This window comes from Streptomyces sp. NPDC003042 (assembly GCF_053591315.1).
The window spans coordinates 35,370-58,389 of the sequence record NZ_JBSFTP010000047.1; the positions used below are offsets into that span (position 1 = coordinate 35,370).

Here is a 23,020-nt window from a genome sequence, read left to right on the forward strand (position 1 = left end):
AGCCCCCTGATGTACCGACGCTCCGCAGCGGCTGCTGTTCTGCTGGCCGCCGCCCTGACGCTGACCGCCTGCAGCTCCTCCGGCGACCGCAAGGCCGAAGCCGAGGCAGCGGTCAAGCCCAAGCCGCCCGCCTCCTCCCCGGTCCCCGACCCCGCGGACGCCTCGGAGGCGCCCTCCGCGGCCGCCTCGCCCGACGCCGAGCCGACGGGCCCCGTCCTGCCGGACGCGAAGCTCACGCCGAAGACCGGCACCTTCAAGGACAACGAGAAGAAGTACCTGAGCGGTCGGGTCCCCGAGAAGATGGACCCGGCGGCCGTCCTGCAGTCCGGCCAGGAGGCCTGCCAGCGGGTGGAGCGCACCGCGAAGCGGGACAAGGACGCGGCGACCGGGGCCGTCATCTCCGGGGAGATCACCGGCGCGAAGGAAGCGATCACCCACCTCTGCCCCGAGCAGAAGCCCATCCTGGACGCGGCGCAGAAGGGCTTCGGCGAAGGCCCCCGCCCGTCACCCGCGCCGGGCACCTACCGGGCGCTGACCCAGAGCACGACGTGCACGTGGGAGGCGAAGTCCAAGGACGGCACCGTCCTCGCCTCGGGCCCCGAGGCCCCGGTCGCTCCGGGCGCCAAGACCACGGCCACCATTCCGCCCGGCACCGCCGAATTCACCTCGACGGCCTGCTACGCCTGGCTCCCGGCGTAGGACCCGCATCGCACGAAGACGCCGCCGCCGCTCGAACGTCCGGACGGCTGCGGCGTTTTCATGTCGGCTCGCCGGGTACCCGCGAGGTCACACGACCACCTGGAGGCGAGTCCTATGCGGGGCATCAGCGGTTGCATCGCCCTGATCGTGGTGGGGGCCATCCTCACCTTCGCGAGCGACTGGGAGATGGAGAGCGTCAACCTCGACGTGGCCGGCCTGATCATGATCGTGGCGGGAGCCGTCGGCCTCGCGGTCTACGCGAGCGTCCTCAAGCGCCGCCGGGTGACGGGCGCCGTCCCGGTGGTTCAGGAGTCCCGCCGGGACGGGCTCTAGACGCGGCGCCGGGCCCCTTCGTACACCGGGAGGAGGGTGTCCAGGACCGCGTTCATCGAGAAAGAGGCGGCGGCCAGTTTGCGGGCGGCGGTCGAGGCCGCGTCGTTGGCGGCCGGGTCCAGCAGGGCCAGGACCGCGTCCGCGACCCCTTCCGGGCCGGGATCGACCGCGCGGCCCGCGCCCGCCGTGGCGATGTCGCGGGCCAGGCCGTTGGAGTGGGTCACCACCGACGGGACGCCCACCGAGAGGGCCTCCAGCACCGACATCGGAAACGGCTCGTCCACCGAGGGCAGTACGTAGACGTGCGAGCGGCGCAGCTCCCGCAGCACGTTCCCGCCGCTCAGCGGGCCGGGCACCCGCACCTTGTCCGCCAGCCCCAGCTCCGCGATCCGGCGCAGTACGGCGGGCTGTTCGCCCTCGTCCGGTCCCGCGAGCGTGAACTCCGCGTCGGGGTGGGCGGCGAGTACGGCCGGGACCGCGTCCACGAAGTCCACCGGGCGCTTGCGGGCCTGGAGGCGGGCCGCGTACAGGATCCGGGGCGGTCCGCTCAGCGGCTGCCGTTCCTCTTGTTCCGGAGTGCCGTTGACCAGCCGGACCGCGTTCGCGAGCGGCTCGCCGCCGACGACCGCGTCCAGCCCGGTCCGCTCGTGCGGGGTCAGGTACAGGACGGTGTCGGCGCCGCGCAGCAGGCGGCGTACCGCCACCGCGTCCAGCACCTTGGCCAGGAGCTTGTCGCTCGGGTCGACCATGCCGTGGGTCTGGAGGACGACCGGCTTCCCGGCGCGCAGCGCGGCCAGCGCCACCGGAAGGGTGACCAGGTCCCGGGCCAGGTGGACATGGACCAGGTCCACGCCCCGCACCAGCCGCCCGGCCGAAGCCAGCAGTGCGGGCGAGGTCATCCCGCTGAAGCCCAGCGGGAGGAGGCGCCGGGCGGGGAACAGCTTGGCGGGGACACCTTCGACGTCCGTCGGCCAGGGCTCGCCGAAGCCTTCGCCGAGGGCGAGCAGCCGGGCCTCGTGGCCGCGCGCCCGCAGCCCCTTGGCGAGGTTCAGCGCGACCCGGACCGGCCCGCCGAAGGCGTGCGAGGGGGAGTGGAGGGTGACGACGTGCAGGATTCTCATGCGGGCTCCTCCACCGGGCGTCGGCGCCCGTCCTGCGTCTGCAGGGTCAGTTCCGGCAGGTCCTTGTGTACGACGGCCCCCGCGCCCGCGACCGCGCAGCGGCCCACGGTCACCCCGGCCAGCACGGTCGCCCGTACGGCCACCCACGCGCCGTCCTCGACGGTGATCGGCGCGTTGCGGTAGCGGAAGTCGGCGGCCCGGTGGTCGTGGGAGCCGGTGCACAGCAGCGCCTCCTGCGAGAGGCAGACGTGCGAACCGATCGTCACCGGCTCCAGGTTCAGCAGCCATGCGCCCTCGCCGATCCAGGTGTGGTCCCCGACGGTGAGCTTCCACGGCCACAGCACGCGTACCTTGTGCCGGATCAGGACCCCCTCGCCGATCTCCGCCCCGAACGCACGCAGCAGCGCGACCCGCAGCCGGGCCGGACAGAACCAGGACATGAACAGCGTGTTCATCACGGCGAACCAGAGCGCCTGCGTCAACAGCCCCCGGCCCTTGTCGTATCCGGCCAGCGTGAAGGCAGGAAGATCACGCAACGGTCGCCCCTCATCATCCGCCCCCAGACTCCGTCCGAGGGAACCCCCACAGCCACGCCTCCCCGGGGGCCACCGCTCAGCCTATGAGATGATCCGCAATTCACACCTAGTCGATCTCGAGGTTGTGGAGTACTGCGACGGCGCGGGCGTTGTCGTCGATGGTCTGGCCGCGTCGGCCGGTCTTCCCCTGCCCTTGCCCCTGCCAGACCCCGGCCGCCGGCGATCAGCCGACGCGGACTGCTGGTCGGTGCGGCCGTCGCCGCGGGTGCTCAGGCGTTGGGCATCCGTACCGCCCACGCGGAGCGGGTCCAGCAGGACCCGTTCAAACTCGGTGTGGCCAGCGGTGATCCGCTGCCCGATGGGATCGTCCTGTGGACGCGGCTGGTCGCCGATCCCTACGACGCCCCCTCCATGGGGACCAGCCCGGTGCGCGTGGAATGGGAGATCGCTGCCGATCCGCAGTTCCGCCGGGTCGTCCGCCGCGGTGCCGTGGACGCCGACCCCGCGCTCGCCCACAGCGTCCACGTCGATGTACGAGGCCTGGCCCCGGCCCGTGACTACTGGTACCGCTTCCGGACGGGCGGACAGCTCAGCCCGGTCGGCCGGACGCGCACCGCCCCGTCGCCGCGTTCCCGCCCCGGTGCGCTTCGGTTCGGCGTGGTCAACTGCCAGGACTGGCAGAACGGTTACTGGCCGGCGTACAGCGGGCTCGCCGAGGAGGACCTCGACGCGGTGCTGCACCTGGGTGACTACATCTACGAGTTCGACCCCGAGAGCGTCTACCCCGACCGGCTGCACACGACCCCCACGACCCCTGGTCTCGACCAGCTGGTCACCCTCGCCGACTACCGGGCCAGGCACGCCCAGTACAAGACCGACCCGGCGCTGCGGGCAGCCCACGCCGCCTTCCCCTGGATCGTCACCTGGGACGACCACGAGGTGGAGGACAACTACGCCGATCTCATGGACGAGAACGATGATGTCGGCGCCCGTAGGCAGGACCCCGCCACCTTCGCGCGTCAGCGCGCGGCCGCCTACCAGGCCTACTACGAGCACTTGCCGCTCCGGCACCGCCTCGATCCCGGCTCCCCGGACTACCGGCTCTACCGCCGGTTCGACTTCGGTGACCTGCTTCGGCTGAATGTGCTGGACACCCGCCAGTACCGCACGGACCAGCCGGGGGATTACCCCCGCGACTTCGGCCCGGAGGCGGCCGGCACGCAGAACACCGCCGGCACACTCACCGGCGATGTCCAGGAGAGGTGGCTGAGGCGCGGACTGGCCGACTCCCCTGCCCGTTGGAACGTCATCGCCCAGCAGGTGATGATGAGCCAGATTCGGCTCCCCAACTTCCTCGACCCGACCCGGCCGCTGCCCTCCATCGTCAACCTCGACCAGTGGGACGGCTACGACCCCGCCCGCCGCCGGCTGCTGGGTTTCCTGCGCGACGCCAGAGTGCCGAACCCGATCGTGCTCGCGGGCGACATCCACTCTTCCTGGTTCAGCGATCTGCGGATCGAACGCGACGACCTCTCCAGTCAACCGGTCGCCGTCGAGTTCACGGCAACCAGCGTCAGTTCCGACTTCCCCGCCGCCTTTGACGCACCGCTCAGGGCGTTCAACCCCGTCTTGAATCCGCATGTCCGCTATTACGACGGCTCCCGCCGCGGCTATCTGCGGCTGAACATCGACCGTCAGCAGTGGATCACCGACGCACGGACCGTCGACACCATCGCGGTCCGTCAGGCGCCGGTGCGTACCACTGCCTCCTGGGCCGTCGCCGCCGGTGAACCGGGCCTCCAACCGGCTTGAGCGTCGCGGGGGCGGGGTTCGCTGCCGCTTGCGGTGTCGGCCGCGTGGCAGTCCCACGGCAATGCCGTGGAACCTCTGCTCCCCGAACCGCCGGACAGCGGTCCCGAGCGACCCCGGATGAGCCACGCCCAAAGCGTGACCACGCCGGGCAGCCCGGACACCGCCCCGGCCGCGATCCGCAGCTCACCCTTTGGTGACTTACGGATCACGTCCTAGACTGCGCGCGGGTCACGCACAGGGGTGGGGGCGACAGTGATGCGACAGTGGTGACGGACGTACGCAAGCCTTCCGCCACGGTGGCGCCGCCCCCCGTCGAGGACGAGAGCCAGTGGGGCACGGTCACCACCTCGCGCACCCTGCTCTCCCGGGCGCTCTCCGTACCGCTCGCCCTCGGATTCACCGTCTTCCTGCCGTTCTTCGTCGCCGTCCAGTCCGGCGCGGGCGCCCACGACGCCGCCTTCTGGCTCCAGTTGCTGCTCACCATGTACGCGGGCGCCCGGCTCTCCGCGATGGTGCTGACCAGCCGCCGCAAGCTGCTCCAGGGCTCCTTCTGGCTCTTCGTCTACATGGCCATGGGGGTCGCCCCCCTCGCCCAGGCCGTCCTCGGGCAGGTGCCCACCCCGGTCGTCGGCCCCCGCTCCGACCTCACCGTCGCCATCGGCCTGGTGCTCCTCGGCTGTACGGCCTTCGACGTCGGCGTCCTGCTCGCCCGGCACCGGCCGGCGGGCCGCGCGGGCGGCTCCCAGAAGGAGCCCCGGCCCGTCATGGCGCACCGGCGGCGGCTCCAACTGCTGACCGTCCTCGCGTTCCTGTGCAGCGCGGCGTTCATCGCGAAGCTGGGCGGCCCGGCCGTCTTCTTCTCCAGCCGCCAGGAGATCATCGCGGGCATCGAGGAGGCGGGCGTCTCCAACGGCGACGGCCAGGCCGGCCAGGCCCTGCTGCGCGGCTTCGGCACCGTACCGGCGCTGCTCGCCCTGCTCCTCTACACGCGCTGGATGATCACCTCGAAGTTCGCCCGCCGCAAGGTGTCGGTCATCGTGACCTGGGCGGCCCTGGCCGCGCTGAACCTGGTGGTCAACAACCCGGTCTCGAACCCGCGCTACTGGTTCCTGACCGTCATGTTCGCGCTGCTCTTCACCGTCTTCCCGGTGAGCGCCGCGATGTACCGGGTGGCCCTGTCGATGGCCGTGGTCGTCGCCCTGCTCGTCTTCCCGTTCGCGGACCGCTTCCGGTACGACGAGAAGAACTACAAGCCCGTCGAGACGACCTCGTTCCTGGAGCCGATGGCGCTCAAGGACTACGACCAGATCGGCATGTTCGCGAACACCATCACCTTCTCCAACTCCGGCCCCGGCCATTTCTACGGGCGCCAGCTCGCCGGGTCCGTCTTCTTCGCGGTGCCGCGATCGGTGTGGCCGGGGAAGCCGCGCGACACCGGGGTGATGGTCGGGCAGTGGATGGGCACGGTCAACACCAACCTCTCCTCCCCGATCTGGGCGGAGCTGTGGATCGACTTCGGCCCGCTGGGCATGGGCGCCGGGCTGCTGGGCATGGGGTACGCCTCGGCACGCGTGGACCGGCGTTACGCCAAGCGCGCCACGCGGCGGTCCCCGCCGGGGAGTCTGATCTCGGTCGTGGTCCCGCTGGTCGCGGGGTACTCGTTCATCCTGCTGCGGGGCCCCCTGCTCCAGGCGTCGGGGCGCGTGGCGATCGCGGCCCTGTGCCTGGCGCTGGTCGCGACGTACCGCCAGGACCGGGCCACGACGCTGCGCTGACCCGCGCCCCGCCGTTCCCGGGCTCCGCCCGGACCCGCGCCTCAATCGGCGGCGGGGCTCGATTCGGCTGAGCTGCGTCGGCAGGTGCCGGGCAGCGGCTACGCCGCGACGGGCTCGTCCTGCGGAGCAGGGGACTTGAGCCGGGCGACCCGGAGCCAGGCGGCCGCCGCCTTCAGGGTCGAGCCGGCCGCCAGGCCCCACGCGGCCCCGGCCACGCCCCACACGGCGTAGCCACCCAGCAGCAGGCCCACCGACAGCAGCGAGAAGACGACCTGCAAGGACAGCGTGGCCTTCGGAGCCAGCACCCGCAGCGTCAGCAGCGCGCACGTTCCCAGCCCCATCACCGCGTACTGCGCCCCCGTCGCCGGCAGCAGCGCCGCCGCCGAGGCCCAGGTGTCACCGAGCAGCTCCCGGCCCAGCCGGTCCGGCAGGACGTACAGGGCCGCCGCCCAGCCCGCGCCGACGGCGGCGAGTACGAGCCCGAGCAGCGCCGTCGCCCGGACCACACCCGGCTTGCCGCCGAGCCGCCCCAGCACCGGCGGCCCGAAGGCGTTCGCGGAGTTGAACAGCACGTTCAGCGGCCCGAAGAGGGTGCTCGCACCGCGCAGCGCACCGACGGCCAGCGGCGTCGCGAAGAGACCGAGGCCCAGCACGGCGAGCTGGCTGGAGCCGTTGCCCACCGCGAACTCGACCACGAACCGCCGTCCCAGGTGCCCCCGGTCGAGGTACGGACGCAGCTCGCCCCGCACCCCCCGTACGTACGGCCGCAGCAGCCACAGCCCGAGGCCCAGCGCCGGCAGCGCGGAGAGCCCCCACACCAAGACCAGCCGCCCCGCCGAGGCCCCTTCGGGCTGTACGGCCAGCGCCGCGACCGCGCACGCCAGCCGCAGCGCGTCGGCGGCCAGCGCCCGCTCCGGCACCCGCAGGGCGGAGAAGCAGTACCGCAGCCCGTCCTGTACGAGCACCAACGGCAGTACGAGTCCCAGTGCGAGGAAGGCCCGCCCCGTGGCCCCGGAGAGCAGCAGGCCGACGAGGGCCAGTACCGCCCCCGCCACCGCCGAGGCGGCCCCGGTGAAGGCGACCGAGGAGCGGCACACCGTGCCCAGCCCCTCGCCCTTCTCCAGCACCACGCTCTGGCCGACGTAGGCCATGTTCAGTCCGAGGAGCACGCTGAACGCCACGTACACCATCGAGAAGTCGGCGAAGCCGGCCGCCGTGGAGAGCCGGGCGGCCAGTACCACCACGAGGATGTTCGTGGCGCTGGAGGCGGCCTGGTCCAGGACCGAGGAGAGCGCGGCGAGGCCCCGCCGGCTCACCTCCGGCCCGTGCGTACGGTGCGCAGCGCGACGGTGTCGGTGCCGTCACCCGGGATGTGCTGCTCCGGTTCGGCCGCCTCGCGCGGGATCGGCTGCGGCGCGGGCGGCGCGACGGGGGTGGCGGCCGCACGCTTGGTCTTGCCGCGCCCGCGCTTCTCGCCGGGCAGCGGCCCGTGCAGCACCGCGCCGAGCACGATGCCGCCGGCGCCGCTGATCAGTTCGCGGATGCGGGACAGGTCGGTGCGGTGGACGGCGCGCGGGTCGCAGACGACCAGGACGCCGTCGACGCGGTCGACGAGGGCGAGGGCGTCGGCGTAGGACAGCACGGGCGGCGCGAGCACGACGACGGTGGAGTTGGGGGAGTCGGCCTCGGAGATCAGCCGGGTGGCGCGCGGGGAGGTCAGCGCGCGGGCGACGTTGCGCACCCGCTCGCCCGGGATCAGGTCGAAGGCGCCCGACTCCCCGGCGTCCACGACGAGCTGGCGTCCGTCCGGCCAGTCGGATTCCGCCTGCCGGCCCGGGTGCCCGTCGGGGGAGCCGCCCGGCTGCCGGCCCCAGCGCGGCCGTCCGCCGGCGTCGGTCGGCAGCTGGCTGGCCAGGACCGGGGTGCGCAGGTCGGCCTCGATGAGCAGCACGTCCTTGCCGGTCTCGGCGAAGGAGGCGGCCAGGTTCACGGCGACGGCGGCGGCGATCTCGCTGCTGCCGCGCGGGGCGACGACGAGCAGGCGGCGCCGGTCGGCGAAGCGGGCGTCGTAGGCGAGCCGGAAGGCCACCGAGCGGTACTCCTCGGCGAGCCGGGGATCCTCCTCGCCGGCCGCGAGCAGGGGCCCGCCGCCGGTCTTGTCCCGGGGCAGGGAGCCCAGCACGGGTGCGCGCAGGGCCCGTGCCACATCGCCCTCGGAGCGCGGGGAGGGGTCGAAGACGAGCCGCACCCAGGCGGCGAGCAGGCCGAGCGCCAGACCCACGGCCGCGCCGAGCGCCAGCGACATGACCAGGCCCAGGCCGTCGTCGTTGCTGGGCGCGGTGGCCTTGCTGGTGACGCGGCCCGGGGTCATGTCGAGCGCTTCGAGCTTGGTGATGCTGCCGTTGTAGCGGCCCACCTCGCTCTGGAGGTCCGTCTTGGTGGAGGTGGCGGTGTCGCGCGGGGCGCCGGCCGGCATCCGGGCGATCTCCTTGACGAGCTCGTCGAGCTGCTTGGCGACCGGGTCGCGCTGGGCCTTGTAACCCTTGACCATCTGGTCGCGCGTGACGTCGAGGGCTTCCTGCCGCTTGAGCAGGTAGGCGTCGGTCATCGCGTTGGCGCGCTTGGCGGACTCGTGGGGGGAGGACGCGGTGTAGGTGAAGCGGAGCACCATCGTCTGCGGCGGGTTGGTGACCTGGAGGCCGCTGCGCAGGGCGCCGAAGTCCTTGTCGGCCACGCCGAGTTTCTTCGCGGCCTCGACGGCTATGGAGCTGGAGAGCGCGACCTGCCGTTCGGAGCCGATGTTGATCGCCTTGTCGGGCGCGAGGCTCGGGTTGAACGGGTCGTCGGTGGGCGCGCGCAGGACGACGTCGGCGGTCGCGACGTAGGTGTCCGCCGTGGAAATGCCGAGGTAGACGCCGCCCAGCAGGCCGATCCCGATCCCCGCCCCGATGAGCCGCCGGTAGCGCAGCAGCTGGCGGAACTGGTCCCTGAGGAGATCGGGTTCGTCGTCGGCCGGGGCCGCTGCCGGCCGGTTCGTCTCGGTCACGTCGGGTGCCCCCCAAGAGCTTCGTCGATCAGTGCGTCGATCCGGGCCAGGCCCGCCCCACGGCTCAGGTGCGCCGCCACGTGGACGGGACCGGCCGCCCCCAACGCGTCCGCCCCCTCGGGGTCCTGCGCCAGGGCCCGTACGGCCTTCAGCAGGGCTCCCGGATCCTCCGGTGGTACGAGCACCCCCGCGCCCGACCGTTCCACCTCCTGGGCGGTGCCGCCCCGCGCCGCGACGGACGCGACGACCGGCCGGCCGGCCTGGAAGTAGGAGGTGAGCTTGGACGGCACGCTCATGTCCAGCACGGCCGCGTGCTGCGTGACCGCGAGGACGTCCGCCGCGGCGAGGATATCCGGGAACTCGCCGTCGGCGGCAGGGGGGATGATGTCCAGATTGGGCACGTCGGCCGCGAGGTGGGCGAGGGCCGAGCGCTGGCTGCCGTCGCCCATGAGCACGAACCGGACGCTCGGATCCAGCCGGGCGGCGCCGACGAGGACTTCCAGGCCCTGCTTGAGGCCCATGTTCCCGGAGTGCAGGACGACCGTCTGCCCGGGCGCCCAGCCGAGGTGGCGCCGGGTCTCGCCGCGCGGCTTGGTGGGCTGCGGCACGTGGGACCAGTTGGGCACCAGGCGGATCTTCCCGGGGTCCACGCCCATCCCGACGACCCGGTCCACGAAGGTCTCGTGGATGACGCCGACCAGGGTGGCGCGCTTCAGGGCGTACGCCTCCGCGCGCCCGGCGATGGCGGCCGCCTTGTCGCCGCCGCTGATCCCGCTCTGCGCGGCCGCGGCGCCCATCAGGTCCTGGACGACCGGGACGTACGGGACCTTCCACCGCGCGGCCAGCCGCGCGGCGAGCACCCCGCCGGCCAGGCTCGGCATCTGCGCCATGACCGCGTCGGGCTTCGGCATCCGGGGCGGGGCCACGGCTCCGTGCAGCAGGATCGATCCTTCGAACAGCGCCCGCTTGACGGCGGTCTGACGCGGCGGCACGGTGTGCGCTCGCCGGTGCACGGTGACCCCCGCGCGCTGTTCCGTGCGCCGCAGCGCCCCCTTGTACTCCGGCTCGACCGACCAGGCCGGGTAGTGCGGCATGCCCGCCAGGACGTGGGTCTCGTGGCCGAGATCCGCCCAGTGCTCCGCGATCTGAGTGGCGTACGGGCCTATGCCCGCGTGCTCGGGGGCGTAGTTGGTGGAAACCAGCAGCAGCCGCCGGTGACCGGATCTGGACACTGAACGTCCCCTTCTCCCCTGGATGATGCGCACGTCACCCTATTCGTTCACCCACAAGGTGTGGAACGTGCACGCTATTGTCGGCTGATCTGCCACACCGGGGGGTGTGGTCTCTGGGGGGTACCTGATGACGGAGTACGACTTGTCCGACCGTGGAGCGTCAGCGCGCAGACCGTACCGGGTCGGCTACGCGCCCGGGGCCTACGACCTGTTCCACATCGGACACCTGAACATCCTTCGGCACGCGCGCAGCCAGTGCGACTACCTGGTGGCCGGAGTGGTCTCCGACGAGATGGCCGAACTCGCCAAGGGCCGCCGCCCGATGATCCCGCTCGTCGAACGGCTGGAGATCGTCCGCAGCGTCAAGTACGTCGACGCCGCCTTCGTCGAAACGGTCCCCGACAAGGTGGAGACCTGGAAGCAGGTCCGCTTCGACGTCATCTTCAAGGGCGACGACTGGCGGGGGACGCCCAAGGGCAAGCGGCTGGAGCAGGACTTCGCCGAACACGGGGTGGACGTCGTCTACTTCCCCTACACCGTGCACACCTCCAGCACCCAGCTGCGTCGGGCCCTGGACGTGCTCGCCCAACCCGTCCCGGTCGCCGAGCCGTTCACCGCCGAACGGCGCTGAGCTCCCGGAACCACTTGGTCAGGAACGCCAGCAGGAACAGCGAGGCGACCGCGCCCAGCGCCGCGTACCCGTAGACGAACAGCTTCCCGCCGCCGAGCAGCAGGAACACCAGGCAGAAGACGCCGTAGTCCACGGGCAGCAACGCCACCGCGCGCAGCGTCGACGGCGCGGCGGCGGGGCTTCCCGGGGCCGGCTTGGGCTTGAGCTTCTCGGTGAGCAGCCCGCCGAAGAAGGTGACGACCGAGACGAACTGGAAGCCGAGGGGCACCAGCAGCCAGCCGTCCGCGCCGGTCGCGCCCCCCGCGATCCCATACGTATCCGGGAAGCGGTAGAAGGCGATCAGCACGCAGGTGTGCAGGGCGGTGAGCTTGGCGCAGTCCACGACGTGGTCGAGCCATTCGCCCGCCGCGCTGCCGCCGCCGCGCAGCCGGGCCAGCTGTCCGTCGGCGGAGTCGAAGGCGAAGCCGACCGCGAGTGCGGCCCACACGGCGATCCCCAGCCCCCACGAGGGCGCGGCCAGCGCGACCGCCGCGACGGCGGCGAAGCTGAAGGCGGCGCTGACCAGCGTCACCTGATTCGGAGTGAGCCCCAGCGCGTACGACCCGGCGGCCAGGTACCGCCCGGCGGGCCGGTTGACGAACCGCGAGTAGAGCGACACCCCCTTCGCCGACTTCTGCGCCCCGCGCAGCTCCCGCAGCGCGGTCCCGACTCTCGCCATGCGTACCCCTGCCTGAACTCTTGTTCGCCGTTCGTATGAACGGCCACATCATCGCAGGGCGTACGCGGCCTTCGGCTCGGGATGCGCCCGTACGTCCTGAAGCAGCGGTACGGCCGGGTTCGCGACCACCACCAGCCCCGCCCCCGCCGTCCGCCGGGAGCCCAGCGAGGCCCGTCACGTCAGGACGCGCAGCAGCAGCACCGACCGCGCCGGGACCGTCAGGTTCTCCCCGCCGCGGTGCCGGCTCGCGGGCGGGGCGTCCTGCGACTCCCGCGAGGTGTCGAGCACCAGCTCGTACACCCCCGCCCACGGGGCGCCCGGCAGCACCCACTCCACCGGCCGGTCCCCGGCGTGCAGCAGCGCCAGGAAGCTGTCGTCCGTCACCTGCCGCCCCCGCTCGTCCCGGCCGGGGATGTCCCGCCCCGACAGGTACAGCCCCACCGAGGCGGCCGGCGCGTACCAGTCCCGCTCCGTCATCTCCGCCCCCGCCGGGGTGAACCAGGCCAGGTCCCGCAGCCCGTCCGCGCCCTGCGACCGGCCGGAGAAGAACGCCCGCCGCCGCAGCACCGGATGGGCCTGGCGCAGCGCGATCAGCCGGCGGGTCAGCGCGAACAGCCCGGCCCACGCCGGATCGGACAGCAGCGACCAGTCGACCCACCCCGTCTCGTTGTCCTGGCAGTAGGCGTTGTTGTTGCCGCCCTGGGTGCGCCCGAACTCGTCCCCCGCCACCAGCATCGGCACGCCCGTCGACAGCAGCAGCGTCGTCAGCAGGTTGCGCAGCTGCCGCCGGCGCAGCGCGCCGACCCGCTCGTCACCCGTCTCCCCCTCCGCCCCGCAGTTCCAGGACCGGTTGTCGTTGGTCCCGTCGCGCCCCTCCTCCCCGTTGGCCTCGTTGTGCTTGCGCTCGTACGAGACCAGGTCCCGCAGCGTGAAACCGTCGTGCGCCGTCACGAAGTTCACCGACGCGTACGGCCGCCGCCCGCCCCACGCGTACAGGTCGCTCGACCCCGACAGCCGGTAGCCGAGGTCCCGTACGTCGGGCAGCGCGCCCCGCCAGAAATCCCGTACGGCGTCCCGGTACCGGTCGTTCCACTCCGTCCACAGCGGCGGGAACGCGCCCACCTGGTAGCCGCCCGAGCCCACGTCCCAGGGCTCCGCGATCAGCTTCACCCGCCGCAGCACCGGGTCCTGGGCGATCACCGCCAGGAACGGCGAGAGCATGTCCACGTCGTGCATCGAGCGGGCCAGCGCCGCCGCCAGGTCGAAGCGGAAGCCGTCCACCCCCATCTCCGTCACCCAGTACCGCAGCGAGTCGGTGATCAGCCGCAGTACGTGCGGGCGCCCGGCGTGCAGGGTGTTCCCGCAGCCCGTGTAGTCGGCGTAGCGGCGCTGGTCGGACTGGAGCCGGTAGTAGCCCCGGTTGTCGACTCCGCGCAGGGACAGCGTCGGGCCCAGCTCGCCGGCCTCGGCGGTGTGGTTGTAGACCACGTCGAGGATGACCTCGATCCCCGCCGCGTGCAGCGCCCGCACCATCCGTTTGAACTCTCCGACCTGCTGCCCGGTCGTCCCGCTCGACGAGTACGCCGCGTGCGGGGCGAAGTAGCCGACCGAGTTGTAGCCCCAGTAGTTGCGCAGCCCGCGCCGCAGCAGATGGTCCTCGTGCGCGAACTGGTGCACCGGCAGCAGCTCCACCGCGGTCACGCCCAGCTGCGTCAGGTGTTCGATCGCCGCCGGATGGGCGAGCCCCGCGTACGTGCCCCGCAGTTTCTCGGGAATACCCGGATGGCGCATCGTGAAGCCGCGCACGTGCAGCTCGTAGATCACCGAATCGGCCCACGGCGTCTTCGGCCGGACGTCGTCCGCCCAGTCGTCGTCATCGTGGACGACGACCCCCTTCGGGACGAAGGGCGCCGAGTCCCGGTCGTCGCGCACCGTGTCCGCGATGTACTGCTGCGGCCAGTCCCGCACGTGCCCGTACACCTCCGGCGGCAGCGTGCCGTAATCATTCCCCGGGGCCCCGTCCACCGCCCGCGCGTACGGGTCCAGCAGCAGCTTCGCCGCGTTGAACCGGGCCCCCGTCCACGGGTCCCAGCGGCCGTGCACCCGAAATCCGTACCGCTGCCCGGGGCGCACGCCGGGCACGAAGCCGTGCCAGATCTCGTGCGTCAGCTCGGTCAGGGCGCAGCGCGTCTCGGTGCTCTCGGGGCCGTCCCCGTCGAAGAGGCACAGCTCCACCGCCTCCGCGCCCCGCGCCCACAGGGCGAAGTTGGTACCCGCGACCCCGCCGGGGCCGACGTGGTAACGGGCTCCCAGCGGGTGCGAGGACCCTGGCCACACCGGTGGTCCCGGGCGCGCGGACACCCGTAACACCTGCGCCTGGACCCGCTTGCGCACGGTGTCCGTCGCGGCGGTCTCCACCGCCTCCTGCTCGGCTGCGCTCGACACTGCACGCCTCCACGGCTCCTGGGTACCGGCGGGGGTAGCGGTTGCGGCCCCGGCGTCCCGGCCTGGGCCCGCCCCCGTCTGGTCCTTCACACTGTTCTGCCCGCACTGCCCCGCCCGGAACGTGGCCCGCGCCCACGTTTCCCCGGGAGGGGGCGTGTCGTTGGACGGAACGTGACTTTTCTGACGAGGCGGGCAGGGGCGGGCTTCGCCGCCGTGGCGGCGTGGGCGTGCCTGCTGGGCGGGCTGACCGGCTGCACCGAGGACGGCCGCTCCCCGGTCGAGATCCAGCTGCCCGGCAAACCCCGGTCGCCGGACGAGGCCATCCGGATCACCCCCGCGGACAACGCCAAGGGGGTGCCGGCCGACGGCCCGCTGCGGGTCAATGTTCCCGAGGGGCGGCTCGAGCGGGTCGTCGTGACCAAGGTGGAGGACGCCCAGGAGGAGAAGGTCCCCGGATCGATCGCCGCCGACGGCCTCAGCTGGAGCCCCGACCCCTCGGCCGGTCGGCTCTCGCTCGCCGCCAAGTACACGGTCGACGCCGTCGCCCTCGACGGGCACAACCGCCGCCAGGCCCGGCACACCACCTTCACCACCTACGTCCCCGAGGAGCGGTTCATCGGCTACTTCAAACCCGAGAACCGCTCCACCGTCGGCACCGGCATGATCGTCTCCTTCAACTTCAGCCGCGCCGTCAAGCACCGCGCGGACGTGGAACGGGCCATCAAGGTCACCTCCGACCCGGCGGTGGAGGTCGTGGGCCACTGGTTCGGCGGCGAGCGCCTCGACTTCCGGCCCAAGGAGTACTGGAAGGCCGGCACCGAGGTCACCGTGAAGATGAACCTGCGCGACATCGAGGGCGCGCCCGGTTCGTACGGGATCCAGGACAAGACCATCCGCTTCACGGTCGGCCGCTCCCAGATCTCCACCGTGGACGCGGAGGCCCACACCATGGAGGTCCGCCGGGACGGGCAGCTGGTGTCCACGGTCCCCATCACCGCCGGGGCGCCCAAGAACACCACCTACAACGGCAAGATGGTGGTGATGGAGATGTTCGACGTCACCCGGATGAACGGCGCCACCGTCGGCTTCACGAGCGAGGACGGCAAGGGCGAGTACGACATCCCCGACGTCCCGCACGCCATGCGCCTCACCGCCTCCGGCACTTTCCTGCACGGAAACTACTGGGCCAGCCCGGACACCTTCGGCTCCACCAACATCAGCCACGGCTGTGTGGGCCTGCGCGACGACAAGGGCGGCGGCTCCGACACCCCGGCCGGCTGGTTCTTCGACCGGACGCTGGTCGGGGACGTGGTGGAGGTCGTGAACTCGCAGGACAAGACCGTGGCCGCGAACAACGGTCTGGGCGGCTGGAACATGTCCTGGGCGGACTGGGTCGCCGGCTCCGCCATCGCCTGAGGCCGTGGCCTGAAGCCGTCGCCCGTCGCCCGTAGCCCGTAGCCCGAGCCGTCGCTTCTCGCCGTCACGCGAGCACGAACGGGTGATTCGTGTGACCGCAATGCCGTAGCGGGGGAGTGTCCTGCCGCCGCCCCGCCGAAGCGTGCCTCCAGCCTGTCAGGGCACATCGGGGCAGGTAACGGACGGAGCGTCATGTCAGCTAGGAAACGGGCCCTCGGGCCGGCGATCGCGGCCGTGCTGGCTGTCGGGGCGGCGCCGACGGCCTTCGCGGCGGACTCCGGCGACGACCGGGCGGCGGCAGGCGCCAAGGTCGTGCTGCGCACGGCCGACGAGAACACCGGCGCCGCCCTGCCCGGCGCCCGCTTCGAGCTGTGGCGCGAGACCAACGACCAGGCCTGGCTCCAGACCTCCGGACAGCACCCCGACGAGAAGACCGACGGCGCGTGCGTGACCGACGCCAAGGGCACCTGCGCGATCGAACTTCCGGTCGGTGAGACGTACTACTGGCGCCAGACGGCCGCCCCGGCGGGCTACGAACCGCCCCGCGACCCGGTTGCCGCCTTCCCCCTGGAGGACGGCCACATCGCCCAGGGCGTCGTCCTCACCTTCCAGAACCAGAAGAAGGGTCAGCAGGGGCGCGGCTCGATCAGGATCCTGACGAAGGACGCCAAGACGAAACAGGCGCTGCGCGGAGCGGTGTTCGAGGTCTGGAAGGAAACCAACAACACCAAGGGACTCCAGACCCGGGGCGTCAACGCCGACCTGAGGGCCAAGCGCGGCTGCGCCACCGACCGCGCCGGTGTGTGCGACTTCGACCGGCTCTCCGACGGCTGGTACTACCTCGTCGAGACGGACGTCTCCGAGGGCTACGTCGTGCCGGACAACCGGGTGACCGGTCCGCTGAGGCTGGACGCGAAGACCCCCGGCAGGCGGCTCGCGGTGACGCTGCACAACAAGCGGGACAAGTCATGAGCCCAGCCGCGGGACCCGAGGAGGACCGTATGACGACAGGTCGGACGACAGGCGTGATCGCGGGGACGGCCGTCCTCGCCGCGCTGTTCGCTCTCACCGGACCGGCGCAGGCCTCCGCCTCCGCCACCGTCCTGGAGCCGGAGACGGCCTGCACCGCCGGCACCGGCCCCTACCAGCGCGAGCTGGAGGCCTACCTGAAGCGGCCGTCCGACGGGGTGCAGTCCCCGGCCGACTGCGGCGCGGTGCGCGTCTTCCAGCGCAGGTACGGGATCACCCCCGCCAACGGCTACGCGGGCCTGGCGACCTACCGCACCATGGTCGCCATCGCCGCCCATGCGAACCCCAACGCCGCCGGCGCCTGCCCCGTCCGCACCTACCGCGTCACCTGCGTCGACCTGACGCGGCAGCTGCTCTGGGTGCAGCGCGGACGCCGCGTCGTCTTCACGCCCGTGGCCATCCGTACCGGCCGCGACGGCCAGGAGACCCGTCGCGGCTGGCACAAGATCTACTGGCGCAACAAGAACCACGTGTCCACGCTCTACAACACCCCCATGCCCCACGCCCAGTTCTTCGACGGGGGCCAGGCCCTGCACGGCCGCCCCGGACAGTTCTTCGATCGCGGCGGCTCGGCCGGCTGCGTCAACCTCACGCCGCGGGACGCGGAACGCCTGTGGAACCTCCTCCGCAACGGTGACTCCGTCTACGTCTGGGGTACCAAACCGGGCACCGAGGACTGAACCGCCCACCGCCCGGACAGCCCTGACCGCCCCGACACTTGGGACGGAACAGTGACAAGACCGTGCCCTTTCGTGTTGTCCCCATGTGATTACCTGTCGGCAAGCGCGCGACTGTCCGCGCGCGGGGGACATGGGGAGAACACGAGTGAACCTGCAGCCGATACGCGGCCGCGTCCGCACCGGCCTGCCGGCCCTCCTGCTGGGAGCGGCCCTGCTGCTGACCAGCGCGTGCAGCGGCGGCGGCAACAGCGGGGGCAGTGGCGGGGACAAGGGCGGGACGGGCGGTGGCGGCGCGAAGACCGGCACCGAGGCGTCCAGGGCCGTGGTCAGCGTCAAGCCGGACGACGGGTCCAAGGAAGTCGCCACCAGCGGCGTCCTGAAGATAACCAGCACCGGCGGCAAGCTCACCACGGTGGCGGTCGCCGACACCAAGGGCAACGCCGTGGAGGGCAAGCTCGCCGAGGACGGCGCGAGCTGGGAGCCCGCCCGCCACCTGGCCTCCGCCACCGAGTACAAGGTGCACGCGGTCGCCAAGGACGAGGCCGGCCGGGAGTCCGCCAAGGACACCACCTTCACCACCCTGACCCCGGTCAACACCTTCATCGGCCACTACACGCCGGAAGACGGCGCGACGGTCGGCGTGGGCATGCCGGTGTCGATCAACTTCACCCGTGGCATCACCAATCCCGAAGCCGTCGAGAAGGCCATCACCGTCACGGCCGAGCCGTCCGTGCCGGTCGAGGGCCACTGGTTCGGCAACGACCGCCTCGACTTCCGCCCCGAAAACTACTGGGCCGCGGGCACCAAGGTCACCGTGAGGCTCGCCCTCGACGGGGTCGAGGGCCGCCCCGGGGTCTACGGCAAGCAGACCCGTACGGTCACCTTCACCGTCGGCCGCTCCCAGGTGACCACGGTCGACGCGAGCACCAAGCAGATGGAGGTCGTCCGCGACGGCCAGGTGCTCAAGAACATCCCGATCACGGCCGGCGCCCCGTCGACCACCACGTACAACGGGCAGATGGTCATCAGCGAGAAGTACAAGGTGACCCGGATGAACGGCGCCACCGTCGGCTTCGGCGGCGAGTACGACATCTCCGACGTCCCGCACGCGATGCGGCTGTCGACCTCGGGCACCTTCGTCCACGGCAACTACTGGGCCTCTTCGAGCACGTTCGGCTCGGAGAACGTCAGCCACGGCTGTGTCGGCCTGCGCGACGTGCGTGGCGCCGGCGACAAGGACACCCCGGCGGCGTGGTTCTTCAACGAGTCGCTGATCGGCGACGTGCTCGTCGTGAAGAACTCCAAGGACAAGCAGATCGCCCCGGACAACGGCCTCAACGGCTGGAACATGGCGTGGTCGGAGTGGATCAAGTAAGCCTCGCCGCGTAGGCGTACGAAGTCCGGGTGGCCCGGTGCTGTGACCTACAGCACCGGGCCACTCCTGGTGCTGTGCTTTTCCGGGGAGACCCCCGGACCCCCTGGCACTAACCTCACCCGTATGACCATCTCTCTCGAAGTCTCCGAAGGCGTCGGTACCATCCGCCTGGACCGGCCGCCCATGAACGCCCTGGACATCGCCACCCAGGACCGGCTGCGCGAGCTCGCGGTGGAGGCCACCGACCGCTCGGACGTGCGCGCGGTCATCCTCTACGGCGGGGAGAAGGTGTTCGCGGCCGGCGCGGACATCAAGGAGATGCAGACCATGGACCACGCGGCGATGATCGCCCGGTCCCGCGCCCTGCAGGACGCCTTCACCGCCGTCGCCCGGATCCCCAAGCCCGTCGTCGCCGCCGTCACCGGCTATGCGCTCGGCGGCGGTTGCGAGCTCACCCTTTGCGCCGACTACCGGATCGCCGCCGACAACGCGAAGTTCGGCCAGCCCGAGATCCTGCTCGGCCTGATCCCTGGCGCGGGCGGCACCCAGCGGCTGTCCCGGCTGATCGGCCCCTCCAAGGCCAAGGACCTCATCTTCACCGGCCGGATGGTCAAGGCCGACGAGGCCCTGACCATCGGGCTGGTGGACCGCGTGGTGCCCGCCGCGGAGGTGTACGAGCAGGCGCACGCGTGGGCCGCGAAGCTGGCGCAGGGTCCGGCGATCGCGCTGCGCGCGGCCAAGGAGTGTGTGGACGCGGGCCTGGAGGCGGACATCGACACGGGCCTGACCATCGAACGCAACTGGTTCGCGGGCCTGTTCGCCACGGAGGACCGGGAGCGCGGGATGCGCAGCTTCGTCGAAGAGGGCCCGGGCAAGGCCAAGTTCGTATGAGCGCGGGCCGTACGCGGCCGTGTGAATGATGCCGTCGTCGCCCGTTCCTCCCTGTGGGTGGTTTAGCCAGGCCTTAAGGGAGCCTTGAGGCGAGAGCGTGATCTACGGATGGTGATCGTCGGCCAGCAGCCTGTCACCGCAGGTCGTGGTGGTGTCATGGGCCGCCGATTGCCTTCCGCATATGCCAAAGCGCTCCCTCCGGATCTCCGATTCCGGGGGTGTATTCCTGCGGAACGGCCCGGACGGGCGTACCGGCCGTCCATGATGGGTGCATGGCGGGCCTGGAGGGTGTGGAACAGCCGCGGCAGCGCAGCAGCGCTTCGGCCGTACGGCTCACGGCAGCGGTTGAGGACGAACAAGGTCTCAAGGCGCTGGAGTTGTACGGGAACCCGGCCGAGGCCGAGGTGACACTGCCGTCCATGCCCGAGTCCGCGAGCACCGCCCGCCGGCTCGCCCAGAGCGTGGTGATCCGGTTCTGGGGCCTGTCGCCGCAGATCGCCGAGCATGCCGTCCTGCTGGTCTCGGAACTCGTCGGCAACGCCGTACGCCACACCGGGGCGCGTTCGTTCGGCTTACGGATGGTGCGCCGGCGCGGGTGGATCCGGGTGGAGGTGCGGGATCCCTCGCGCGGGCTGCCCTGTCTGATGCCGGTGCACGAACTGGACACCACGGGCCGCGGGCTGTTCCTCGTGGACAAGCTGTCCGACCGCTGGGGCGCCGATCTGCTGGCGCGCGGCAAGATCACCTGGTTCGAGATGCGGGTCGCCGACCGCTAGGGGGTATCCCTCTGGACCCCGGAACGCCAGAAACCCCCTGTCGCCGGGGTGGGGCGCTGCGGGGGTTTCATGGGTGCGCCGAGGATCGAAGGGGTGTGATCCTCGGCGGGGCGACTTCGCTCGGGTCAATGGGGAAGCCGTGATTCCGACTATGGCAGACGCGGGCGGGAACGCCAAAAGCCGCTACTTGGACATAAGTGTGCATATCGCAAGAGTTTCTGCCTAAATCCTAGGTGAGATGGGCCACTCACCTGGTAATCCATGAATAACTATCGACTCCGGTGAGTGAATCGTTGATCACGTAACGGATGAACCCCAGTGGAACTCGGGGCGTCGAAGGTCCGTAATGGGGTCAATCATTATCTTCCGCCCCATCCACCCCTTAAATGGGTAGGTGTTCTCACCACCAGGCCGCCGCGCGGCCCTGCGCGCGGGCGTCGCCACCGTGGTCGGCCTCACCGCCGCCTGCGGAACGGGCCGGACCGCCGCCGCGCCCCCCGCCTCCGCCCCGTCGGCCTCCGCCCAGCCGACCGCCGCCGGAGCGGCCCCGGCGAAAGCGGCCCCGGCCGTCCCGGCCGCCGGCCCGCGCCGGTTCGCCGGACAGCCCGTCGAGATCGCGCACGGCCCGCGCGACCGCCCCCGCGTCGCCCTCACCTTCCACGGCAACGGCGACCCCGCCATCGCCCGCGCCGTACTCGCCGAGGCCGAGAGAGCGGGCGCGCGGGTCACCGTACTGGCCATCGGCAGCTGGCTCGACGCCCACCCCGCCCTGGCCCGCCGCGTCCTGGACGGCGGCCACGAGCTCGGCAACCACACCCAGCGCCACCTCGCCATCAACGACCTGCCCGAGGACCAGGCCTACGCCGAGATCACCGGCTGCGCCCAGCGCCTGAGGCGCCTCACCGGCTCCATCGGCACCTGGTTCCGCCCCTCGCAGACCCAGTACGCCACCCCGCTCGTCCAGAAGCTGGCCCAGCGGGCGGGCTACCCGCACGTCCTCTCGTACGACGTGGACTCCCTCGACTTCACCTCGCCCGGCGCCGCGGCCGTCATCCGCACCGTCACCGGGACGATCCGACACGGATCGGTGGTGAGCCTGCACTTCGGCTACGCGGACACGGTCGACGCGATGCCGCCCCTCCTCGAAGAACTCGCGCGCCGCGACCTGCGCGCGGTGACCACCACGGAGCTGCTGACGTCATGATCAACAACCGCCTTCCCCGGAAGGCCACCGCGCTCCTCGCCGCCCTGCTCCTCGCCGCCCTGGCCGGCTGCGGATCCGGCGGGAAGGGCACGCCCGAGGCGCTCGGCTCCAAGGGGCCGGCCCGGCCCGCCCAGGCCGTGCCGCCGGGACTCCCGGGAATGCCGCCGGTCCTCGACCCCAACGACGTGTACGCGGCGAACCGGCCCGGCAACCTGTCCCCGGTGGTCAAGGACTTCCCGTCCCGCGTCTACGTGCCGAACACCAGCTCCAACACGGTGTCCGTCATCGACCCGGCCACGTACAAGGTCATCGACACCATCCCGGTCGGCGTCCAGCCGCAGCACGTCGTGCCCTCGTGGGACATGAAGACCCTGTGGGTCAACAACAACCGCGGCCACACGCTCACCCCGATCAACCCGGCCACCGGCGAGGCGGGCAAGCCCGTCGAGGTGCACGACCCGTACAACCTGTACTTCACGCCGAACGGCAAGTACGCGATCGTGATGGCCTCCATGGACCGCGAGCTGGTCTTCCGTGATCCCCACACCATGAACCGCGTGAAAACCGTTCCGGTGACCTGTTTCGGCGTCAATCACGCGGACTTCTCCGCCGACGGCCGGTACTTCATCGTGAGCTGCGAGTTCTCCGGTGAACTGCTCAAGGTCGACACCGAGCGGATGGAGGTCGTCGGCCAGCAGAAACTGCCGTTCGAGGGCGCGATGCCGCAGGACGTGAAGGTGTCCCCGGACGGAAAGACCTTCTACGTCGCGGACATGATGGCGCACGGCATGTGGGTGCTCAGCGGGGACAAGTTCGACATCCCCAAGCTGCTGCCCACCGGAAAGGGCTGCCACGGTCTGTACATCAGCCGTGACTCCAAGGAGATGTACATCCCCAACCGCGGTGAAGGCAGCATCTCCGTCTTCAACTTCAAGGAGAACCGGCTCACCAAGAAGTGGGAACTGCCGGACGGCGGCAGCCCCGACATGGGCGGCGTGTCCGCCGACGGCCAGGTGCTGTGGCTGTCCGGCCGCTACAACTCCGAGGTCTACGCGATCGACACCGTGACCGGCAAGCAGCTCGCCCGGATCCCGGTCGGCGGCGGCCCCCACGGGCTCGCCGTCTACCCGCAGCCCGGCCGCTACTCCCTCGGCCACACCGGCATCTTCCGCTAAGGGCTGTCCCGTAATCCCCGGCGGGCGCACCACGACAGCTACGGCACCTCGCCGCGTTGTCGGAACGCCCGAACACGCCCAGTATGAGGACGCCCCTCCGCCCGGGGGCACCTCCCAGCGGTAGCT

20 protein-coding genes are annotated in these 23,020 nt (G+C 71.6%); 13 read left to right on the top strand and 7 right to left on the bottom strand.

Features of this window, described 5'->3' with window-relative positions:
- Positions 1-9 precede the first annotated feature (9 nt).
- Positions 10-699, top strand: a complete 690-nt coding sequence (locus ACWDYJ_RS22430) for a hypothetical protein (RefSeq protein ID WP_451567356.1) — start codon at positions 10-12, stop codon at positions 697-699.
- 114 nt (positions 700-813) lie between these two features.
- Positions 814-1,032: a hypothetical protein gene (locus tag ACWDYJ_RS22435; protein WP_451567357.1), complete on the top strand. Its 219-nt coding sequence runs from the start codon at positions 814-816 to the stop codon at positions 1,030-1,032.
- Here ACWDYJ_RS22435 and ACWDYJ_RS22440 read toward each other — a convergent pair.
- Entirely contained in the window at positions 1,029-2,153 is a 1,125-nt protein-coding gene (locus ACWDYJ_RS22440; RefSeq protein WP_451567358.1) for a glycosyltransferase, read from the bottom strand. The genes ACWDYJ_RS22435 and ACWDYJ_RS22440 overlap by 4 nt on opposite strands.
- Complete coding sequence (locus tag ACWDYJ_RS22445) at positions 2,150-2,689, bottom strand: WcaF family extracellular polysaccharide biosynthesis acetyltransferase (protein WP_451567359.1); 540 nt, start codon at positions 2,687-2,689, stop codon at positions 2,150-2,152. Before ACWDYJ_RS22445 ends, ACWDYJ_RS22440 begins: the two co-directional genes overlap by 4 nt.
- A gap of 276 nt (positions 2,690-2,965) precedes the next feature.
- On the opposite strand from ACWDYJ_RS22445, the gene ACWDYJ_RS22450 reads away from it, so the two are divergent.
- Complete coding sequence (locus ACWDYJ_RS22450; protein ID WP_451567360.1) at positions 2,966-4,501, top strand: alkaline phosphatase D family protein; 1,536 nt, start codon at positions 2,966-2,968, stop codon at positions 4,499-4,501.
- Between the two features lie 263 nt (positions 4,502-4,764).
- Positions 4,765-6,276, top strand: coding sequence for a hypothetical protein (locus tag ACWDYJ_RS22455; protein WP_451567361.1), 1,512 nt, complete (start codon positions 4,765-4,767; stop codon positions 6,274-6,276).
- A 98-nt stretch (positions 6,277-6,374) separates the two neighbouring features.
- Here the strand turns inward: ACWDYJ_RS22455 and ACWDYJ_RS22460 are convergent, their stop codons facing one another.
- Genes ACWDYJ_RS22460 through ACWDYJ_RS22470 form a run of 3 tightly spaced genes read right to left on the bottom strand, consistent with a single transcriptional unit; the run spans position 6,375 to position 10,524 of the window.
- The gene (locus ACWDYJ_RS22460; RefSeq protein ID WP_451567362.1) at positions 6,375-7,592 is read right to left on the bottom strand and encodes a hypothetical protein; all 1,218 of its coding nucleotides are present in this window, start codon (positions 7,590-7,592) and stop codon (positions 6,375-6,377) included.
- Positions 7,589-9,322, bottom strand: coding sequence for a lipopolysaccharide biosynthesis protein (locus tag ACWDYJ_RS22465; RefSeq protein ID WP_451567363.1), 1,734 nt, complete (start codon positions 9,320-9,322; stop codon positions 7,589-7,591). Before ACWDYJ_RS22465 ends, ACWDYJ_RS22460 begins: the two co-directional genes overlap by 4 nt.
- A complete protein-coding gene (locus ACWDYJ_RS22470) occupies positions 9,319-10,524 on the bottom strand; it encodes a glycosyltransferase family 4 protein (RefSeq protein WP_451567376.1) in 1,206 nt (401 codons plus the stop codon). The genes ACWDYJ_RS22465 and ACWDYJ_RS22470 overlap by 4 nt, the downstream gene beginning before the upstream one ends.
- A 157-nt stretch (positions 10,525-10,681) precedes the next feature.
- Here ACWDYJ_RS22470 and ACWDYJ_RS22475 point away from each other — a divergent pair, with 157 nt between their 5' ends.
- Positions 10,682-11,185 carry an adenylyltransferase/cytidyltransferase family protein gene (locus ACWDYJ_RS22475; protein WP_451567364.1) on the top strand — a complete coding sequence of 168 codons (504 nt, stop codon included), beginning with the start codon at positions 10,682-10,684 and terminating at the stop codon, positions 11,183-11,185.
- Here the strand turns inward: ACWDYJ_RS22475 and ACWDYJ_RS22480 are convergent.
- Positions 11,166-11,903, bottom strand: coding sequence for a CDP-alcohol phosphatidyltransferase family protein (locus tag ACWDYJ_RS22480; RefSeq protein ID WP_451567365.1), 738 nt, complete (start codon positions 11,901-11,903; stop codon positions 11,166-11,168). The genes ACWDYJ_RS22475 and ACWDYJ_RS22480 overlap by 20 nt on opposite strands.
- A 174-nt stretch (positions 11,904-12,077) precedes the next feature.
- Positions 12,078-14,348: a glycogen debranching protein GlgX gene (gene glgX, locus ACWDYJ_RS22485; RefSeq protein WP_451567366.1), complete on the bottom strand. Its 2,271-nt coding sequence runs from the start codon at positions 14,346-14,348 to the stop codon at positions 12,078-12,080.
- Between the two features lie 171 nt (positions 14,349-14,519).
- On the opposite strand from glgX, the gene ACWDYJ_RS22490 reads away from it, so the two are divergent.
- The 8 genes from ACWDYJ_RS22490 to ACWDYJ_RS22525 all read left to right on the top strand — a co-directional run bounded on the left by ACWDYJ_RS22490 (position 14,520) and on the right by ACWDYJ_RS22525 (position 22,894).
- Complete coding sequence (locus ACWDYJ_RS22490; protein ID WP_451567367.1) at positions 14,520-15,764, top strand: L,D-transpeptidase; 1,245 nt, start codon at positions 14,520-14,522, stop codon at positions 15,762-15,764.
- Between the two features lie 192 nt (positions 15,765-15,956).
- Entirely contained in the window at positions 15,957-16,736 is a 780-nt protein-coding gene (locus ACWDYJ_RS22495) for an MSCRAMM family protein (protein ID WP_451567368.1), read from the top strand.
- 29 nt (positions 16,737-16,765) lie between these two features.
- Positions 16,766-17,473, top strand: a complete 708-nt coding sequence (locus ACWDYJ_RS22500; protein ID WP_451567369.1) for a L,D-transpeptidase family protein — start codon at positions 16,766-16,768, stop codon at positions 17,471-17,473.
- A 130-nt stretch (positions 17,474-17,603) separates the two neighbouring features.
- A complete protein-coding gene (locus tag ACWDYJ_RS22505; RefSeq protein ID WP_451567370.1) occupies positions 17,604-18,848 on the top strand; it encodes a L,D-transpeptidase in 1,245 nt (414 codons plus the stop codon).
- 123 nt (positions 18,849-18,971) lie between these two features.
- Positions 18,972-19,739 (top strand): enoyl-CoA hydratase/isomerase family protein, encoded by a 768-nt coding sequence (locus ACWDYJ_RS22510; RefSeq protein WP_451567371.1) that lies wholly within the window; start codon positions 18,972-18,974, stop codon positions 19,737-19,739.
- Between the two features lie 272 nt (positions 19,740-20,011).
- A complete protein-coding gene (locus ACWDYJ_RS22515; protein WP_451567372.1) occupies positions 20,012-20,515 on the top strand; it encodes an ATP-binding protein in 504 nt (167 codons plus the stop codon).
- Between the two features lie 394 nt (positions 20,516-20,909).
- Positions 20,910-21,719 carry a polysaccharide deacetylase family protein gene (locus tag ACWDYJ_RS22520; protein WP_451567373.1) on the top strand — a complete coding sequence of 270 codons (810 nt, stop codon included), beginning with the start codon at positions 20,910-20,912 and terminating at the stop codon, positions 21,717-21,719.
- Positions 21,716-22,894 (top strand): YncE family protein, encoded by a 1,179-nt coding sequence (locus tag ACWDYJ_RS22525; RefSeq protein WP_451567374.1) that lies wholly within the window; start codon positions 21,716-21,718, stop codon positions 22,892-22,894. The genes ACWDYJ_RS22520 and ACWDYJ_RS22525 overlap by 4 nt, the downstream gene beginning before the upstream one ends.
- Positions 22,895-23,020: the final 126 nt, after the last annotated feature.

Bases quoted from the DNA above. Each gene is read 5' to 3' on its own strand.
- ACWDYJ_RS22430 (WP_451567356.1), top strand. From the start codon at position 10: ATGTACCGACGCTCCGCAGCGGCTGCTGTTCTGCTGGCCGCCGCCCTG.
- ACWDYJ_RS22435 (WP_451567357.1), top strand. From the start codon at position 814: ATGCGGGGCATCAGCGGTTGCATCGCCCTGATCGTGGTGGGGGCCATC.
- ACWDYJ_RS22495 (WP_451567368.1), top strand. From the start codon at position 15,957: ATGTCAGCTAGGAAACGGGCCCTCGGGCCGGCGATCGCGGCCGTGCTG.
- ACWDYJ_RS22475 (WP_451567364.1), top strand. From the start codon at position 10,682: ATGACGGAGTACGACTTGTCCGACCGTGGAGCGTCAGCGCGCAGACCG.
- ACWDYJ_RS22500 (WP_451567369.1), top strand. From the start codon at position 16,766: ATGACGACAGGTCGGACGACAGGCGTGATCGCGGGGACGGCCGTCCTC.
- ACWDYJ_RS22440 (WP_451567358.1), bottom strand. From the start codon at position 2,153: ATGAGAATCCTGCACGTCGTCACCCTCCACTCCCCCTCGCACGCCTTC.
- ACWDYJ_RS22505 (WP_451567370.1), top strand. From the start codon at position 17,604: ATGGGGAGAACACGAGTGAACCTGCAGCCGATACGCGGCCGCGTCCGC.
- ACWDYJ_RS22515 (WP_451567372.1), top strand. From the start codon at position 20,012: ATGGCGGGCCTGGAGGGTGTGGAACAGCCGCGGCAGCGCAGCAGCGCT.
- ACWDYJ_RS22525 (WP_451567374.1), top strand. From the start codon at position 21,716: ATGATCAACAACCGCCTTCCCCGGAAGGCCACCGCGCTCCTCGCCGCC.
- ACWDYJ_RS22480 (WP_451567365.1), bottom strand. From the start codon at position 11,903: ATGGCGAGAGTCGGGACCGCGCTGCGGGAGCTGCGCGGGGCGCAGAAG.
- ACWDYJ_RS22510 (WP_451567371.1), top strand. From the start codon at position 18,972: ATGACCATCTCTCTCGAAGTCTCCGAAGGCGTCGGTACCATCCGCCTG.